This window comes from Hoeflea sp. (assembly GCF_039975035.1).
GTDB lineage: Bacteria > Pseudomonadota > Alphaproteobacteria > Rhizobiales > Rhizobiaceae > Hoeflea.
On sequence record NZ_JBDWHW010000108.1, the window covers coordinates 1 to 16,227 of the forward strand.

Genomic DNA, 16,227 nt, shown 5'->3' on the forward strand with positions numbered 1-16,227 from the left:
TATGGGCTGAGAAGGATTTTCGTCGAAGGGCATACCTGGCGGGTACGTTCAAGACGAAAATCCTTCTCAGGACTTGAAGGCATGCGGCCCTTCGGGTTGGCTGAAACCTGCTACCCACTGCGTCGGACGGCTTGAGAGATGAACCTGCATCGCTCTGCGCCGTCCTTCTTGTGGAGCAGCAGGTTTGAGCCAACAGAATGCGTCATATTAATCGTACGGTACTCTAACCGCAATGGCGCTGAGCAAACATGGAAAACACGCACAGCAAACACCTACTTCCCACCTATTTTCACCGTCGATCAAGCTCAGTGTTTCGCCCAGCCTGCCCGCCTTGCGGCCGTTCGCAGTTTCCGGATGATCGAGCCTCAGCTTCAGCTCCGCGCATCCAGTCGGATGCGCAAAGGTCGCTGTGACACTTTGAAAAGATGCAAGTCGCGTTCAAATGGAGTCAGGTGACGCGTCAGTTCTTTGTTTCTGTATGTCGTTATCGCAAAACCGCAGGACACTTTTGCGCGACATGCATTAGCTCTTGCTCGGCATAAGCTCGGCGATTCGTGCCGCCAATCGCTCCGCGACTTCAGCCTTGCTCAGGTCCGGCCAGTCCTCGACGCCATCGCTTGAGACGATGCGGACGCGGTTGCGGTCGCCGCCCATGATGCCGGTGGCGGGCGAGACGTCGTTGGCGACGATGAAATCTGCGCCCTTGCGGGCCAGCTTTCCTTGCGCGTTGGAGACGACGTCGGCGGTCTCGGCGGCGAAGCCGATGACGAGGTGCGGGCGGCTTTCATGGTGGCCGATGGTTTTGAGGATGTCGGGGTTTTCGGTGAGCTGCAGAGGGGCAGGCCTCTCACCCGGCTTCTTCTTGATCTTTTCGCCCGACGCGGCAGCGACGCGCCAGTCGGCGACGGCGGCGACAAAGACGGCGATGTCGGCAGGCAGCGCCGATGTGACGGCGTCGAGCATGTTGGCGGCGCTTTCAACGCGGATGACAGTGACGCCGGCGGGATCAGGGATCGTCACCGGGCCGGAGACCAGCGTGACATCAGCGCCGAGACGGGCGAGGCTGGCGGCGATGGCGTGGCCCTGCTTGCCGGACGAGCGGTTGGCGATGTAGCGCACCGGGTCGATCGGCTCGTGGGTCGGGCCGGAGGTGACGATTGCGCGCTTGCCGGCAAGCGGCTTGGGCGCATCATCCAGCAGCGTCTCGATTGAGGCGACGATCTGCAGCGGCTCGGCCATGCGGCCCTCTCCGGCCTCGCCGGATTCGGCCATTTCGCCGGCCATCGGGCCTATGAAACGGATACCGTCACGCTTGAGCGTTTCGACATTGCGGCTTGTGGCCCTGTGCGCCCACATGGCCGGGTTCATGGCGGGGGCAATCAGCACTGGCTGGTTGGTGGCGAGCAACACGGTGGAGGCGAGATCATTGGCCATGCCGTTTGCCATTTTCGCCATCAGATCGGCGGTGGCGGGGGCGACGCAGATCAGATCGCAGTCGCGCGCCAGCCGGATATGGCCGACATCCTGCTCGTCCTCGCGGGAAAACAGATCGGTATAGACGTGGTCGCTGGCCAGCGCGCCAACAGCCAGCGGGGTGACGAACTCCTGTGCGGCGGCCGTCATCAGCGGGCGGACCTGTGCGCCGCGCTCGCGCAGGCGGCGGATCAGGTCGAGCGACTTGTAGGCGGCGATGCCACCGGAGATGATCAGCAGGATGCGTTTTCCGGCAAGAGTCATGGCGCAGGGTCCCAAGGATTGATGAGGGTGACGCCGCAATCGGCAAAATCCCGGACATTGCGGGTCGCAATCGGCAGTCCGCGCCTCAGCGCAATGGCGGCTATCTGGGCGTCAAGTTCCTTCACCGGACGACCTGCCGAACGGCGGGAAGACAGCACTTGTGCATAAAATGGAGCATCAGCACTTTCAAATGGAAGGACTCTCACTGGTTCATACGGGTCCAAAAAATCGCGGATCATACTGCCCAAAACATCGCGACGCCGCCCGGCGGGCAAAAATGCCACGCCTGCCAATAACTCAGCTTTGACGACCGATGGGATGGTGAGCATCTCAGGCTCGAGAGTTGCAAACCACTTCATTACCAAATGGTCTGGTCTCACCGAGATTGCCTCAGAAATTACATTTGTGTCGAGGATCACTTGTCTTCCGACCAGTCAAAGACGGTCCTTTCACCTGCAATTTCGGTGCGCGGCGGCGTTTCAAGATCAAATGTTCCGTATTTTTCGCGTAAGGCCATAACTCTGTCATAGAAAGTTTCGCCACTGGGTTTTTCACTCTCTTGTCCATTGGACGCGTGTACGGACCGGCGCAAAAGCACGCGGGCCTCCTCCTCCATGGACACGCCATGCCGCGCCGCGCGTTCGCGCAGTGCCTGCTTCACGGTGTCATCGAGATTGCGAATGGTCAGTGTTGCCATGGTGAACCTGCCTGGACAGAGATGTGGCGGATGATTGCAATGTATGCATTGCAATCATTGCAGTCAAACAGAGATGTGGCGGATAGGTTCGGGCGTCTGTCCGGGCGGCTGGCGGCCACAGAGGGCGCATCCCGCAAGGAAACGACAACCCGGCACCGGGCCGGGTTGTCCAGGTCTCGTGCGGTCAGGCCGCCTTGAGGATCTCGACCATCTCGATTTCGAAAATCAGATCCTTGCCAGCCAGCGGATGGTTGGCGTCGACGGTGATTTCCTGTTCGGCGACGGCGGTGACGATGAGTGTCATCTGCCCTCCCTGTGGCGTCTGGGCCTGCAACTGCATGCCTTCCTGCGGCTCGAGCTCCGGCGGCAGGGCGTCGCGCGGGACTTGCTGAACCTTCGCCGCATCGTGGGGACCATAGGCCTCTTCGGCCGCAACGGTGACCGTCTGCTTGTCCCCGACCTTCATGCCCTCGACTTCGCGGTCAAGGCCGGGAATGATCTGGCCGGACCCAACCTGGAACTCCAAAGGCTCGCGACCCTCGGAACTGTCGAACTGGGTGCCGTCTGTCAGTTTGCCGGTATAGTTTATCCGCACGGTGTCGCCGGATTTGGCCTCGTTCATATGTATATCCAATGCTTGTGTATGTCCCGGGGCGTCCGTAAGTGCACGGATCTGGTGCGCGATGCGCTGCCGGGTTTCCTGCCCTGACGGCGCCTATGGTGCCGTCGGCGAATGTTGGTCTGCGCTCAACGGCCCATCCAATGACCTATTTTGCGTGAAGTCGAGCGGAATTGCAAATCGGGTAGCGCTCATTGGGAGCCACAGCCTTTCCAGTCAAGGAGGGCGGAAACCTTACCTGAGCCGCAGCGCATGGGTCGCCTCGTTCTCGTCGACCTCCTTGAACCCGAGCAGTTCGTAGAAACTCCTCGAGGCGGGGGTGGCGCGCAGACGGATGCGGGGGAACCAGATGGCGGCGCTGTCGAGCGTTTGCGCCACCAACGCCCTGCCGATACCGGAATGCCGATGACCGAGGCTGACATAGAGATGGCGGATGCGGCCGGCGTTTTCACTGGTGTAAGGATCGCGGTTGAGGCCGCAAAAGCCGATCAGCGCCTCGCCCTCGAAGGCGCCGATCAGCCGCTCGCCAGGGCCATCGAAGCGATTGGCGCCGGATTTCCAGTCCTCCATCATGCGCTCGACAAAGGGATATCCATCCGCCCAGGCCTCGTCGGAGAGCGGTTGGGCTTCGGTGTCATCTAGGGAAATCGGACGGTAAGCGGTCACCCCTACCATATGGGGTGGATGGCGAGCGCCAACCAGACCAGGGCCGCCGCAATAATCCACAACGCCAGGCGACCCGAGCGGGTGTGGCGCGCCTCCGCCCTGCCGATGGCCTCGGAGGTGGCTGCATCGAAGCGCAGGCCGTTTTTGGCCATGGCGCCGACTTCACTGGCAAAACGCTCGGTGCGGGCGGCGAGATCGGGCAATTGCTCGGCGATCCTGAAGGCCGCCGCGGCGCCGGTCTTGAGGTCGACGGCGATGCGCTTGGGGCCGAGATTGTCGCGGATCCAGTCGCCGACCACCGGTTCGGCTGCTTTCCACATGTTGAATTTGGGGTTGAGCGTGCGGGCGACGCCCTCGACCACCACCATGGTCTTCTGCAGCATGACCAGTTCGGGCCGGGTCTCCATGTCGAACAGTTCGGTGACTTCGAACAGCAGCGTCAGCAACCGCGCCATCGAGATGGTTTCGGCCGGCTGGCCGTGGATCGGCTCGCCGATGGCGCGGATGGCCTGGGCGAAACTGGCCGGGTCATGAATGGCGGGCACATAGCCCGCCTCGAAATGCACATCGGCGACGCGGCGGTAATCGCGGGTGATGAAGCCGTAGAGGATTTCCGCCAGGAACCGGCGTTCCTTCTTGCCGAGCCTGCCGACAATGCCCATGTCGACGGCGACGATCATGCCTGCCGGATCGACGAAAAGATTGCCCTGGTGCATGTCGGCATGGAAGAAGCCGTCGCGCAGGGTGTGACGCAGGAACGACTGGATCAGCGTGTCGGCCAGCGCATTGAGATCGTGGCCGGCGGCGCGCAAGCCCGCGACATCGCTCATCTTGATACCGTCGATCCATTCCATTGTGACCACGTCGCGACCGGTGCGTTCCCAGTCGACAGACGGCACCCTGAAGCCCGGATCATCGCGCGTGTTGTCGGCCATCTCGGAGAGCGCGGCAGCCTCCAGCCTGAGATCCATCTCGATGCGGGTGGTCTGTTCGAGCGTCTTGGTGATTTCCACCGGCCGGAGACGGCGCGAGGACGGGACGAAGCGCTCCTGCATTTCGGAGACCAGATAGAAGGCCTCGAGATCGCGTCTGAAGCGCTGGCGCACGCCGGGGCGGACCACCTTGACGGCGACCTTGCGGGAGCCGTTTTCATCGCTCACTTCAGCGGGGTGGACCTGGGCGATCGAAGCCGCAGCGATCGGAGCATCGAAGCGCGAATACAGCTCGCTGATCGGCCTGCCGAGCGACGCCTCGATTTCCGCGCGCGCCAGCGCTTCGGGGAAGGTCGCCATCCGGTCCTGCAGGCCCGAGAGATCATCGGCAATCTCGGCGCCGACCACATCGGGCCGTGTGGCGAGGAACTGGCCGAGCTTGACCCATGAAGGGCCGAGCCGCTCGACCGCGCGGGCGAGCCGGTCGCTGCGCTCGGCGCTTCTGGCCTGGCGCTTGGCCAGCAGGCCGGCGACCCGGTGGCCGAATTGCACCGCTGCGGGAAGCTCGTCAGCAGGCAACGAGGAGACCACACCCTCGCGCACAAGAATGTAGCCCGCCCGCATCAGGCGCAGATAGGTGCCCAGACTTGCCATATGCTCAGATCTTCCAGGCCGAATGCAGCGCGGCGATGCCGCCGGTGTAGTTGGTGTAGCCGACGCGGGAGAAACCGGCGCGCTCGATCATCGCGGCGAAATCACGCTGGCGCGGGAACTTGCGGATGGATTCGACCAGGTACTGGTAAGGCTCGGCCTCGCCGGCAATTGCCTTTCCAACCGCAGGGATACCGTTGAACGACCAGGCGTCATAGATCCGGTCGAGGATCGGCATCTCGACCTCGGAGAATTCAAGACAGAGGAAGCGACCGCCGCGGCGCAGAACCCGGTAGGCTTCGCTCAATGCCTTGTCGATGTCGGGGACGTTGCGAATGCCGAAGGCGATGGTGTAGGCGTCGAAGCTCGCATTCTCGAACGGCAGTTCCTCGGCATTGGCTTCGACGAAATCGAGATTTTCGGCACAGCCCTTCTTGGTGGCGCGCTCGGCGCCGACACCGAGCATCGATCCATTGATATCAAGAACGGTGCCCTGAGCCTGACCGTCTGACGCTGCGACAATGCGGAAAGCTATGTCTCCGGTGCCGCCGGCCACGTCGAGAAAGCGGAATCCGGGGCGGCGCGGCGGATTGAGGCTCGCCACCATGGCATCCTTCCAGACCCGGTGCATTCCGGCCGACATGACATCATTCATGATGTCATAGCGCTTGGCGACCTTGTGGAAGACGTCGTTGACCAGTTCCTGCTTCTCGCCATCCGATACGGTTCGAAAGCCGTAGCTGGTCTGCATTCCGCCATCGGAGGATACGCGCTGTTGTGACATCATTTCATCCCGTCGTTTTGCGCCAAGCGTCAAATCTGCCCGCATTCCCGCGCGGAAACCGGCTTGATCTGCCGCGACCATAGCGGATCGCCCTGCTGCACGCTATCTAGGCGTGAGGAATCCCGCCTGCGGCATAGCGCACCGCCTTATAGGTCAGCCGCCAATATATTGAAACCTTCCCGAGGAGTTCGCGTTGCCCGAATTGCCAGAAGTCGAAACAGTCCGCCGCGGCCTGCAGCCGGTGATGGAGGGCGCCCGGATCATCCGTGTCGAGCAGCGCCGCGCCGCTCTCAGGTTTGCCTTTCCGGCCGATTTTGCCGCCCGGCTGGAGGGACGACTGGTCACCTCGCTCGGACGCAGGGCGAAATACCTGATTGCCGATCTTGATGATGGCATGGTGCTGACCAGTCATCTGGGCATGTCGGGGTCTTTCCGCATCGAGGCTGCGGGTGAGGGGGGACTGGCGCCGGGCGTGTTTCATCATGCGCGGTCAAAAGACGGCAAGCACGACCATGTGGTGTTTCATGTCGACGGGCCGGCGGGCCAGGCGCGAGTGATCTACAATGACCCTCGACGCTTCGGCTACATGGACCTGATCGACCGGGCGGCGCTTGACGACCACCCGTGGTTCAGGAACCTTGGCGTGGAGCCGACCGGCAACAGTCTTGACGCCAGCGAACTGGCGGGGCGGCTTACTGGCAAGGCGGCGCCCTTGAAGGCCGCACTGCTTGATCAACGGATCATCGCCGGCCTTGGCAATATCTATGTCTGCGAGGCGATGTGGCGCGCGGGCCTTGCGCCCGACAAACCGGCCGGGCGGCTGGTGAGCCCGACCGGACGACCGCGCAAGGACCTGGAGGAGTTGACGGGCGCGATTCGCACGGTGATCGACGAGGCGATTGCAGCGGGCGGATCGTCGCTCAGAGACCATATCCGCACCGACGGCACGATGGGGTATTTCCAGCACGGTTTTTCCGTTTATGACCGCGAGGGAAAGGCTTGCCCTCGCCCCGGCTGTGGCGATACGGTCCGCCGCATGGTGCAGAGCGGGCGCTCGACTTTTTATTGCCCGCGCTGCCAGAAAAACTAGTCCGGCAGGACCGCTGCGCCCCGCAAGGGACGGAGGATGCCGGTTCAAACCAAGGAGACAGGCGATGGTGCTGAAGACGCTGAAGACAGAGACACACGGCCGGGTGGCCATTATCACGCTCAACCGGCCCGATGCGCTCAATGCGCTGAATTCGGAGCTGCTGGGCGAATTGCGCGACACTCTGGCGCAGTATGGCAAAGACGACAAGATCGGCGCGATTGTGGTGACCGGTTCGGAAAAGGCCTTCGCCGCCGGCGCCGACATCAAGGAGATGCAATCGAAAGATTATGTCGGCGCCTATCTGGAAGACTTCTTCGAAGGCTGGAGCGCGGTTGCCGCAACCCGCAAACCGGTGATCGCGGCGGTTGCCGGCTATGCGCTCGGCGGCGGCTGCGAGCTCGCCATGATGTGCGATTTCATCATTGCCGCCGACACCGCGAAATTCGGCCAGCCGGAAATTACCCTGGGCGTCATCCCCGGCATGGGCGGCACCCAGCGGCTGACCCGCGCCATAGGTAAGGCCAAGGCGATGGATCTGTGCCTGACAGGCAGAATGATGGAGGCCGAGGAAGCCGAGCGCTCCGGCCTGGTGGCCCGCGTGGTGCCGGCGTCGGAACTGCTGGCAACCGCCACGAAGGCAGCCGAGAAGATTGCCGGATTCTCGCTGCCGGCGACGATGATGGTCAAGGAATCGGTCAACCGCGCCGATGAACTGACGCTGGCCGAGGGCTTGCGCTTTGAACGGCGGCTGTTTCACTCGCTGTTTGCGACCGAAGATCAGAAGGAAGGCATGGGCGCCTTCGTTGAAAAGCGCAAGGCGCAGTTCAAGCACCGTTGACAAAATGCGCAGGCGGACCTGGGGCAAAGCCGATTTTCGCGTTGACGCAAGCCGCGATACCCGGTATAGGCCCGCCATCGAATGGCAGCTTTCGGGCTCGCCGTGGTTTTCTCGCATTCCGAATGTCGAAGCGACGAACCTCGCAAGAGGGCGCTTTCCGGTCGGGATAGAGCATGTGACACTTTGAGAGGCATTCATGGCCAATACAACTTCGGCGAAAAAAGCGACCCGCAAGATTGCCCGCCGCACTGACGTAAACAAGGCACGCCGTTCGCGTGTTCGCGGTTTCCTCCGCACTGTCGAGGAAGCCATCAGCTCCGGCGACCAGAGCGCCGCAGCCGCTGCGCTGAAGGCCGCACAGCCTGAACTGATGCGCGCAGCCAGCAAGGGCGTGGTTCACGCCAACACGGCTTCGCGGAAAATTTCCCGGCTGTCGAACCGGGTCAAGGCGCTCACCGCCTGAGCACCTGAAATTTAGTTTGACGGCTAAAGGCCCGGCTTGTCCGGGCCTTTTCCTTTTTGTCCCAATGGTTTGCGCGAAGCCAAAAATACGCCCTGGCGCGGATTGTCACAGCCTCGTCATCGTCGCAAATAATATTGTTTAAATTCAATGCCTTACGCGAGGTCCCCGATTCCGCCCCGCACACGCAGACCCGAATTCCCGGACAATCTGTCAAGGCCCTAAATTTAATATCCCAAACTTCTACATGGCCTGAAAAAACGCGAAGCCGCGAAAAGGCAATGAATCCAATCGCCTGTTGAAAAGCCACCTTGACGGCTTTTTTCAACCTTCGCGAGTCAAGCCCCAATTCGTTACTTTTTCGTAAATAAGCTGCTTGATCTGACCCTCCCATCCTGCCTAAATAACTCTCGACAAGGGGCGAGGAACCGGGCGGTTCCAAGGACGTTTTCCACACTATGGGCAAGCGTTTTCCTACCAGCAACTTGGGGCGTGACAACTCTGTCAGGCAAACTCTGAAATAAACCTTCGGTTGCGTGGGCGCCTTGCCGCCCCGCTGTGGGGCAATGGCCGCCTGAACTCGGGTTCTGGCGGAACGGGGAAGATCTGTTCTCATCGGCGATACGAGGTCGCCGGCGGAAACAGACAGGAGGGAACAGGCGGCGAGGCAGCCGCCAGCGACTGGAAACAACAGTGCGGAGACAATCCGCACAAAAAAGGTGGCCATCATGACGATGGCCTGAATGCGGCAACAGGGGTGACCAGCGGCGATGCAAACACAAGTGACGATGGCGCGTAAAGCGGCAGAATGGGGCGACCAAGGCACCGCCCGACCGCTCAGCGGCAATGTTTGCCCGACGGCAGAAAAAGGGGCGGACATGAACAAGAACAATCAGGCCTTCGACCGGGTAACAGCGCGCCTGAAGGCCCAGGTCGGACCGGAGGTCTTCACAAGCTGGTTCGGTAGGCTCAAGCTGCAATCGTCGTCAAAGAGCGTCGTGCGCCTGTCGGTCCCGACCGCTTTCCTGAAATCATGGATCATCAACAAATACCTCGAGCAGATCAGTGTCCTGTTCCGCGAGGAGGATCCGGATATCCTGAAAGTGGAGATCGTGGTGCGGTCGGCAACACGTGCCAACCCCAATCTTCCCGCAGCGGATACCGCCACCGCGGAGCCAGCCAGCCCGGCTCCGGCCACAGCAGCGCGCAAGGAGCATCACCTGTCGGTCAAAGGTGTGGGCGCGCACCTCTCTTCCTTTACGAAGGGACACCAGGCGGCCAATTCGGTGCTCGGCTCGCCGCTTGACCCGCGCTACACATTCGAAAGCTATGTCGAGGGCTCATCCAACCGGGTGGCGCTGGCTGCGGCCAAGACCATTGCCGAAGCCGGGACCGGATCGGTCCGCTTCAATCCGCTGTTCATCCATTCCAATGTCGGACTGGGCAAAACCCATCTGCTGCAGGCAATTGCGGCGGCGGCCAGCCGGCATGCCCGCAATCCGCGCGTGGTCTACCTGACCGCTGAATATTTCATGTGGCGCTTTGCCACCGCGATCCGCGACAATGATGCGCTGTCGTTCAAGGAATCGCTGCGCAATATCGACCTTCTGGTCATCGACGACATGCAGTTTCTGCAAGGCAAGTCGATCCAGCACGAATTCTGTCACCTGCTCAACATGTTGCTCGATTCGGCCCGCCAGGTGGTTGTCGCCGCGGACCGTGCGCCGTGGGAGCTGGAATCGCTGGATCCGCGGGTCCGGTCACGGCTGCAGGGCGGCGTCGCCATCGAAATCGAGGCGCCGGACTATGAGATGCGGCTGGAGATGCTGCGGCAGCGCATGACTATCGCTCAAATCGAGGACGCCACGCTGGATATCAGCGAGGACATCCTGGCTCATGTGGCGCAGAACATCACCGCAAGCGGGCGTGAACTGGAGGGGGCTTTCAATCAGCTTTTGTTCCGGCGCAGTTTTGAACCCAACCTGACGCTCGAACGGGTCGACCAACTGCTTGGCCACCTGGTCAATGCAAGCGAGCCGAAGAGAATCCGGATTGAAGACATCCAGCGGGTGGTCTCGCGGCACTACAATGTGTCGCGGCAGGAACTGGTATCCGACCGCCGCACCCGCGTCATCGTCAAGCCGCGGCAGATCGCCATGTACCTGGCCAAGACCATGACGCCGCGCTCGTTTCCGGAAATCGGGCGCAGATTCGGCGGCAGGGACCATACGACCGTGCTGCATGCGGTGCGCAAGATAGAAGGGCTGATCGGGTCTGACACCAAACTCGGCCACGAGATCGAGCTGCTGAAGCGGCTGATCATCGAGTAGAACGCCGTCACATCCGATTATCCCCAGAATCCCGGTCCGGAGTGAAAACTCCAGGCCGGTTTTTGTTGCATGTCGGGGGTATTATCTGCCATTTTGCACGCCCGGGCGCGGCGCTGCATACGGCGCAACACGGCCCAGGCAAGGCAGAAGCCTGACAAGACAGAATTTGAAAGGCCCTCGCGTTCCCGCGCGGGCTCCAGCCAAGCGGTAATCAGATCATGCGTGTCACTCTCGAGCGTTCCAATCTCCTCAAGTCGCTGAACCACGTGCATCGCGTGGTCGAGCGCCGCAACACGATCCCGATCCTGTCGAACGTGCTGCTCAAGGCCGAGGGTGCGACGCTTGACATGAAAGCGACCGACCTTGATCTGGAAATCACCGAGGCAACGCCGGCGATGATCGAGCAGGCGGGCGCGACAACGGTGCCGGCGCATCTGCTTTACGACATCGTGCGCAAACTCTCCGACGGTTCGGAAGTGCTGCTGTCGACCAATCCCGACGGCGCGTCGATGACGGTTGCCTCCGGGCGGTCCAAATTTTCGCTGCAATGCCTGCCGGAATCCGATTTTCCGGATCTGACCGCCGGCGCCTTCACCCACACGTTCCGCCTGCCCTCGACACAGCTCAAGATGCTGATCGACCGGACCCAGTTCGCGATCTCGACCGAAGAGACACGCTATTATCTCAACGGCATCTTCATGCATTCGATCGAGAGCGAGGGCACGCTGAAGCTGCGCGCGGTCGCCACCGACGGTCACCGCCTGGCGCGCGCCGATGTCGATGCCCCGTCAGGCTCGGAGGGCATGCCGGGCATCATCATTCCACGCAAGACCGTGGGCGAATTGCAGAAGCTGGTCGACAATCCCGATATCACGGTGACCGTGGAAGTCTCGGACGCCAAGATCCGCTTCACCATCGGCTCGGTGGTGCTGACCTCGAAGCTGATCGACGGCACATTCCCCGATTACCAGCGGGTGATCCCGACCGGCAACGACAAGGAACTGACCGTCGACTGCCAGACCTTCGCCCAGGCCGTGGACCGGGTGTCGACAATCTCGTCGGAGCGCGGCCGGGCGGTCAAGCTGGCTATCGCCGACGGGCAGCTGACGCTCACCGTGAACAATCCCGATTCGGGCAGCGCCACCGAAGAACTGGCTGTCGGCTATGACCGCGATCCGCTGGAAATCGGCTTCAACGCCAAATACCTGCTCGACATCACCAACCAGCTGTCGGGCACGGACGCGGTGTTCATGCTTGCCGATCCCGGCTCTCCGACGCTGGTGCGCGATACCGCCGGCGATGACGCGCTTTACGTGCTGATGCCGATGCGGGTCTAGACCCGTTTGGCCTCTTTGGCGGGGACAGAACCGGACTGCCGGCCGCGGCGCGGCTGAGCGGAGAGTTGCATGGCCCCGAAGGTGCACATCCAGAAACTGAAGCTTGCCGGGTTTCGCAACTACGCCAGCCTGTCACTCGAACTTGACCAGCGCCATGTGGTGCTGTCGGGCGACAATGGCGCGGGCAAGACCAATCTGATGGAAGCGCTGTCGCTGCTGACGCCAGGCCGGGGACTGCGACGCGCGGCCTATGGCGACCTGATCAAGGCCGGATCGGCGGTTGAGAGCGGATTCAGCGTCTTTGCCGGCCTGGAAGGCATGGCCGGTCCCGTCGACATCGGCACCGGCGTGGACGGCGGCGAGGAAACCGGACCCCGACGGGTGCGGATCAACGGCGCACCGGCGCGCTCATCCGACGCGCTTCTCGAACATCTCAGGCTGTTGTGGCTGACACCGGCGATGGACGGGCTGTTTACCGGTTCGGCCGGCGACAGGCGGCGGTTTCTGGACCGGCTGGTATTGTCGGTGGACCCCGCGCATGGCGGACGGGCGCTCAATTACGAACGCGCCATGCGCAGCCGCAACCGGCTTCTGTCGGAAGGCCGGGCCGACCCGGCCTGGCTCGACGGGCTGGAAGCGCAAATGGTGGAACTGGGCGTGGCAATGGCGATGGCCCGCAACGAGGTGGTGAGCCTGTTGTCCGGCCTGATCGAGAGCAATGCCGCCCACAGCGTGTTTCCGGCGGCAAGCGTGCGGCTTGAGGGCTTCCTTGAAGCCCAGGCGCTGGCTTCGGCCAGCGATATGGAACTGGCATTCACCGAGCAACTCAAGGCCGGGCGCGGGCGCGACGCGAGCGCCGGCCGGACGTTGTCGGGGCCCCACCGCTCCGACCTGATCGTGCATCACCGGGCCAAGGCGATGCCCGCCGCACTGTCCTCGACCGGCGAGCAGAAGGCGCTGCTGATCGGCATTGTTCTGGGGCACGCGCAACTGGTGCGCGGCATGACCGGTCATGCACCGATCCTGTTGCTTGACGAGATCGCCGCCCATCTTGACGAAGGCAGGCGGGCGGCGCTGTTTGATCTGATCGAGGCGCTCGACTGCCAGGCCTTCATGACCGGCACGGATGCGCAGATGTTTGCAAGTCTGGGATCGCGCGGCCGGATTTTCACGGTGGCGGATGGCCAGGTGACGCCATATCGGGAGACTGACCATGACTGACGCTGCTCTCAACCCCGACGAGATTGCGCGCTATGCCCGCCACATCGTGCTGGCCGAAATCGGCGGCAGCGGCCAGCAGAAACTCAAGGCGGCGCGGGTGCTGGTGATCGGCGCGGGCGGGCTCGGTTCGCCGGTGCTGAGCTATCTCGCTGCTGCCGGCGTCGGGCTGCTCGGCGTTGCCGACGACGATGTGGTGTCACTGTCCAATCTTCAACGCCAGATCCTGCATGACACCGAAACCGTGGGCATGGCAAAGACCGAGAGCGCCGCCCGCGCGCTGGACCGGCTCAATCCGCACACCCGGGTGGTGCCCCACCAGACGCGGCTGACGCGCGAGAATGCCGTCGACATCATGACAGCCTATGATCTGGTGGTGGACGGATCGGACAATATCGAGACCCGCTACCTGCTGGCCGACACCTGCGAGGCACTGAAAATTCCGCTGGTCACTGCTGCGGTGGGGCGTTTTGATGGATCGGTCACGGTGCTCACACCTTATGACACGGATGCCAAAGGCAAGCCCTGCCCGCGGTATCGCGACCTGTTTCCTCAAGCTCCGCCATCCGGCCTGGTGCCGAGTTGCGCCGAAGCCGGCGTCATCGGCGCTTTGACCGGGGTGATCGGAACGTTGGAAGCAATGGAAGCGATCAAGCTGATCACTGGCGCGGGCGAGCCCTTGATCGGGCGGTTGCTGCTCTATGACGGGCTGGCGGCCGGTTTCCAGACAATCCGCTACAGCCGCAAGGGCTGAGCAAAATCGGGGCCGCTACAGCCGCAAGAGCTGAGAAAAATCAGAGACAGTTCACTTTTCTGCTGCGTTGTGAAGCGCGGGGTATGAGGGCGAATGGAATAGTCGCTGTCCCCGGCATTCCGAAATTCGAACTCTCAGCTCCTGAGCGGCAGCACACGGTCGGGTGGGCGGTGGCCGTCGAAGAAGGTGCGGATGTTGATGATGACCTTGTCGCCCATGTCGATACGGCCTTCAATGGTGGCCGATCCCATATGCGGCAGCAGCACCACCTTGCCTTCGGCAGCAAGCTTGACCAACTGCTTGTCCACCGCCGGTTCGTGTTCGAACACATCTAGGCCCGCGCCTGACAGACGGCCTTCGCGCAATGCCTTGATCAGCGCATCCTCGTCGATGATGCCGCCGCGGGCGGTGTTGACGATGTAAGCGCCGGGTTTCATCAGTTCGAGCCTGCGGGCCGAGAGCAGATGGAAGGTGGCCGGCGTTGACGGGCAATTGACCGAAACGATGTCGACGCGCGCCAGCATCTGGTCGAGGCTGTCCCAGTAGGTGGCCTCAAGCTGATCCTCGGTGGCGGGGTCGACCCGGCGACGATTGTGATAATGGATCGACAGGCCGAAGGCCTTGGCGCGGCGGGCCACCGCAGTGCCGATGCGGCCCATGCCGATGATGCCGAGCCGCTTGCCGCCGATGCGGTTGCCGAGCATCCAGGTGGGCGACCAGCCTTTCCAGACGCCGCCAGCCCCGACGATGGTGTTGGCGCCCTCGGTAAGGCGCCGCGGCACGGCGAGCATCAGCGCCATGGTCATGTCGGCGGTGTCTTCGGACAGGACATTGGGGGTGTTGGTGACCGTGATGCCCTTCTTCTGCGCCGCCTCGATGTCGATATTGTCGACGCCATTGCCGAAATTGGCGATCAGCTTCATCTGCGGACCGGCCTGCTCGATCAGCGCGGCATCAATCTTGTCGGTCACTGTGGGCACCAGCACATCGGCAGAGCGCATGGCGGCAACCAGTTCGGGCTGGGTGCGGGCTTCATCGGTGATGTTGAGCTCTGCGTCAAACAGCTCGCGCATGCGGGTCTCGACGGCGTCCGGCAAACGGCGGGTGATGTAGACCTTGGGTTTTTTTCGGTTTTGCATGTTGTTGAGGTCCGGCGTTGAGAGCTCTTTAACCAAACTCGCCGACTATGGCGGGTGCGTTACCCTTTTTCTAACAGACCCTCCGGCGATGACAATCCAAAGTGCCCGGATTGATGTTTAAAAAGCGCCGCGACGCCACTGGCGCCACCCACGGCCGCGCCTGTCGCGATGAACGCAGCTGGCCCGATTTTACCGTCTCAAACGGCGGGACACGGGGCCGGGCTTTTAGATAACCGTGGCGCCACACACTTGGCGTCCAACCAAAAGGTGCAAGTCATGCGTCGCCTTTCCCTTTGTAAAGCAACCTGCCTGGCTGTCGGCATTCTGGCCGCAAGTCCGATGGTGGACGGCCGGCTTGAGGCCGGATCGACGGCCCATGCCCAGGCCGCGACCAAGGGCCCCAGCGGACTGCCGTTGCCGCGATTTGTCAGCCTCAAGGCCACGCGGGTCAATCTCAGGATCGGCCCGGGCCGGGATTACGCGGTGGCGTGGCTCTACACCCGGTCCGGCGTGCCTATGGAAGTGATTCAGGAATATGACAACTGGCGCAGGGTGCGCGACGCCGAAGGCACCGAAGGCTGGGTCTACCAGTCGCTGCTCTCCGGCGAGCGCACGGCGATGACCGCGCCGTGGATGCGCGGCGGCGACAAGCAGGAATTCATCAACATGCACCGCGAGGCCCGCGCCAGCGCCAATGTTATCGCGCGGCTGGAGCCGGGCGTGGTGGTCGAGGTCAAGGGCTGCGACGGCGACTGGTGCGAAGCCAGGGCCGAAGGCATGGACGGATGGGTGGCCCAGGACGAACTCTGGGGCGCCTACCCCGGCGAAGCCTTCAAGTAATTCGACGACTGAACGGCTTTGCCGGCGGGAAGTTGGCAATTGGCCACCGCATCGGCAGCCTCCGCGCGCATCAAAGGATGCGCACGGCTCCCTTCGAGGCGCTGCTGGTGATGGCGGCATAGGCCTTGAGCGCGG

17 protein-coding genes are annotated in these 16,227 nt (G+C 62.4%); 8 read left to right on the forward strand and 9 right to left on the reverse strand.

What is annotated here, in order from left to right; all coding sequences use genetic code 11:
- Positions 1 to 522 precede the first annotated feature (522 nt).
- The 7 genes from coaBC to ubiE all read right to left on the reverse strand — a co-directional run bounded on the left by coaBC (position 523) and on the right by ubiE (position 6,086).
- A complete protein-coding gene (gene coaBC, locus ABJN75_RS09290) occupies positions 523 to 1,737 on the reverse strand; it encodes a bifunctional phosphopantothenoylcysteine decarboxylase/phosphopantothenate--cysteine ligase CoaBC (protein ID WP_348438985.1) in 1,215 nt (404 codons plus the stop codon).
- On the reverse strand, positions 1,734 to 2,156 hold the full coding sequence (locus tag ABJN75_RS09295; protein WP_348438987.1) for a type II toxin-antitoxin system VapC family toxin: 423 nt from the start codon (positions 2,154 to 2,156) through the stop codon (positions 1,734 to 1,736). The genes coaBC and ABJN75_RS09295 overlap by 4 nt, the downstream gene beginning before the upstream one ends.
- Positions 2,153 to 2,434, reverse strand: coding sequence for a plasmid stabilization protein (locus ABJN75_RS09300; protein ID WP_348438989.1), 282 nt, complete (start codon positions 2,432 to 2,434; stop codon positions 2,153 to 2,155). Before ABJN75_RS09300 ends, ABJN75_RS09295 begins: the two co-directional genes overlap by 4 nt.
- A 184-nt stretch (positions 2,435 to 2,618) precedes the next feature.
- On the reverse strand, positions 2,619 to 3,056 hold the full coding sequence (locus tag ABJN75_RS09305; protein ID WP_348438991.1) for a peptidylprolyl isomerase: 438 nt from the start codon (positions 3,054 to 3,056) through the stop codon (positions 2,619 to 2,621).
- Between the two features lie 231 nt (positions 3,057 to 3,287).
- Positions 3,288 to 3,719, reverse strand: coding sequence for a GNAT family N-acetyltransferase (locus ABJN75_RS09310; RefSeq protein ID WP_348438993.1), 432 nt, complete (start codon positions 3,717 to 3,719; stop codon positions 3,288 to 3,290).
- Between the two features lie 2 nt (positions 3,720 to 3,721).
- A complete protein-coding gene (ubiB, locus tag ABJN75_RS09315) occupies positions 3,722 to 5,305 on the reverse strand; it encodes a 2-polyprenylphenol 6-hydroxylase (protein ID WP_348438995.1) in 1,584 nt (527 codons plus the stop codon).
- Positions 5,306 to 5,309: 4 nt separating this feature from the next.
- Entirely contained in the window at positions 5,310 to 6,086 is a 777-nt protein-coding gene (ubiE, locus tag ABJN75_RS09320) for a bifunctional demethylmenaquinone methyltransferase/2-methoxy-6-polyprenyl-1,4-benzoquinol methylase UbiE (RefSeq protein ID WP_348438997.1), read from the reverse strand.
- Between the two features lie 193 nt (positions 6,087 to 6,279).
- On the opposite strand from ubiE, the gene mutM reads away from it, so the two are divergent.
- From mutM to rpsT, 3 genes are all read left to right on the forward strand, one after another.
- Positions 6,280 to 7,176, forward strand: coding sequence for a bifunctional DNA-formamidopyrimidine glycosylase/DNA-(apurinic or apyrimidinic site) lyase (mutM, locus tag ABJN75_RS09325; protein WP_348438999.1), 897 nt, complete (start codon positions 6,280 to 6,282; stop codon positions 7,174 to 7,176).
- 64 nt (positions 7,177 to 7,240) lie between these two features.
- Positions 7,241 to 8,014: an enoyl-CoA hydratase gene (locus tag ABJN75_RS09330; protein ID WP_348439001.1), complete on the forward strand. Its 774-nt coding sequence runs from the start codon at positions 7,241 to 7,243 to the stop codon at positions 8,012 to 8,014.
- A 196-nt stretch (positions 8,015 to 8,210) separates the two neighbouring features.
- Complete coding sequence (gene rpsT / locus ABJN75_RS09335) at positions 8,211 to 8,477, forward strand: 30S ribosomal protein S20 (RefSeq protein WP_348439003.1); 267 nt, start codon at positions 8,211 to 8,213, stop codon at positions 8,475 to 8,477.
- Here rpsT and ABJN75_RS09340 read toward each other — a convergent pair.
- Positions 8,467 to 9,204: a hypothetical protein gene (locus tag ABJN75_RS09340; RefSeq protein ID WP_348439005.1), complete on the reverse strand. Its 738-nt coding sequence runs from the start codon at positions 9,202 to 9,204 to the stop codon at positions 8,467 to 8,469. The genes rpsT and ABJN75_RS09340 overlap by 11 nt on opposite strands.
- A 58-nt stretch (positions 9,205 to 9,262) precedes the next feature.
- On the opposite strand from ABJN75_RS09340, the gene dnaA reads away from it, so the two are divergent.
- The 4 genes from dnaA to ABJN75_RS09360 all read left to right on the forward strand — a co-directional run bounded on the left by dnaA (position 9,263) and on the right by ABJN75_RS09360 (position 14,113).
- On the forward strand, positions 9,263 to 10,804 hold the full coding sequence (gene dnaA, locus ABJN75_RS09345; RefSeq protein ID WP_348439015.1) for a chromosomal replication initiator protein DnaA: 1,542 nt from the start codon (positions 9,263 to 9,265) through the stop codon (positions 10,802 to 10,804).
- Between the two features lie 218 nt (positions 10,805 to 11,022).
- Positions 11,023 to 12,141: a DNA polymerase III subunit beta gene (dnaN, locus tag ABJN75_RS09350; protein ID WP_348439007.1), complete on the forward strand. Its 1,119-nt coding sequence runs from the start codon at positions 11,023 to 11,025 to the stop codon at positions 12,139 to 12,141.
- 69 nt (positions 12,142 to 12,210) lie between these two features.
- Positions 12,211 to 13,362 (forward strand): DNA replication/repair protein RecF, encoded by a 1,152-nt coding sequence (gene recF, locus ABJN75_RS09355; protein ID WP_348439009.1) that lies wholly within the window; start codon positions 12,211 to 12,213, stop codon positions 13,360 to 13,362.
- Entirely contained in the window at positions 13,355 to 14,113 is a 759-nt protein-coding gene (locus tag ABJN75_RS09360) for a molybdopterin-synthase adenylyltransferase MoeB (RefSeq protein WP_348439011.1), read from the forward strand. Before recF ends, ABJN75_RS09360 begins: the two co-directional genes overlap by 8 nt.
- 134 nt (positions 14,114 to 14,247) lie before the next feature.
- Here the strand turns inward: ABJN75_RS09360 and ABJN75_RS09365 are convergent, their stop codons facing one another.
- Positions 14,248 to 15,252 (reverse strand): D-glycerate dehydrogenase, encoded by a 1,005-nt coding sequence (locus ABJN75_RS09365; protein ID WP_348439013.1) that lies wholly within the window; start codon positions 15,250 to 15,252, stop codon positions 14,248 to 14,250.
- A gap of 339 nt (positions 15,253 to 15,591) precedes the next feature.
- Between ABJN75_RS09365 and ABJN75_RS09370 the strand changes: the two genes are divergently transcribed.
- Complete coding sequence (locus tag ABJN75_RS09370) at positions 15,592 to 16,092, forward strand: SH3 domain-containing protein (protein ID WP_348439017.1); 501 nt, start codon at positions 15,592 to 15,594, stop codon at positions 16,090 to 16,092.
- Positions 16,093 to 16,227: the final 135 nt, after the last annotated feature.

Coding starts and splice junctions, on each gene's coding strand:
- coaBC (WP_348438985.1), bottom strand. CDS start 1,737: ATGACTCTTGCCGGAAAACGCATCCTGCTGATCATCTCCGGTGGCATC.
- ABJN75_RS09300 (WP_348438989.1), bottom strand. CDS start 2,434: ATGGCAACACTGACCATTCGCAATCTCGATGACACCGTGAAGCAGGCA.
- ABJN75_RS09305 (WP_348438991.1), bottom strand. CDS start 3,056: ATGAACGAGGCCAAATCCGGCGACACCGTGCGGATAAACTATACCGGC.
- ubiB (WP_348438995.1), bottom strand. CDS start 5,305: ATGGCAAGTCTGGGCACCTATCTGCGCCTGATGCGGGCGGGCTACATT.
- ubiE (WP_348438997.1), bottom strand. CDS start 6,086: ATGTCACAACAGCGCGTATCCTCCGATGGCGGAATGCAGACCAGCTAC.
- ABJN75_RS09330 (WP_348439001.1), top strand. CDS start 7,241: ATGGTGCTGAAGACGCTGAAGACAGAGACACACGGCCGGGTGGCCATT.
- rpsT (WP_348439003.1), top strand. CDS start 8,211: ATGGCCAATACAACTTCGGCGAAAAAAGCGACCCGCAAGATTGCCCGC.
- ABJN75_RS09340 (WP_348439005.1), bottom strand. CDS start 9,204: ATGATGGCCACCTTTTTTGTGCGGATTGTCTCCGCACTGTTGTTTCCA.
- dnaA (WP_348439015.1), top strand. CDS start 9,263: ATGGCGCGTAAAGCGGCAGAATGGGGCGACCAAGGCACCGCCCGACCG.
- dnaN (WP_348439007.1), top strand. CDS start 11,023: ATGCGTGTCACTCTCGAGCGTTCCAATCTCCTCAAGTCGCTGAACCAC.
- recF (WP_348439009.1), top strand. CDS start 12,211: ATGGCCCCGAAGGTGCACATCCAGAAACTGAAGCTTGCCGGGTTTCGC.
- ABJN75_RS09360 (WP_348439011.1), top strand. CDS start 13,355: ATGACTGACGCTGCTCTCAACCCCGACGAGATTGCGCGCTATGCCCGC.
- ABJN75_RS09365 (WP_348439013.1), bottom strand. CDS start 15,252: ATGCAAAACCGAAAAAAACCCAAGGTCTACATCACCCGCCGTTTGCCG.
- ABJN75_RS09370 (WP_348439017.1), top strand. CDS start 15,592: ATGGTGGACGGCCGGCTTGAGGCCGGATCGACGGCCCATGCCCAGGCC.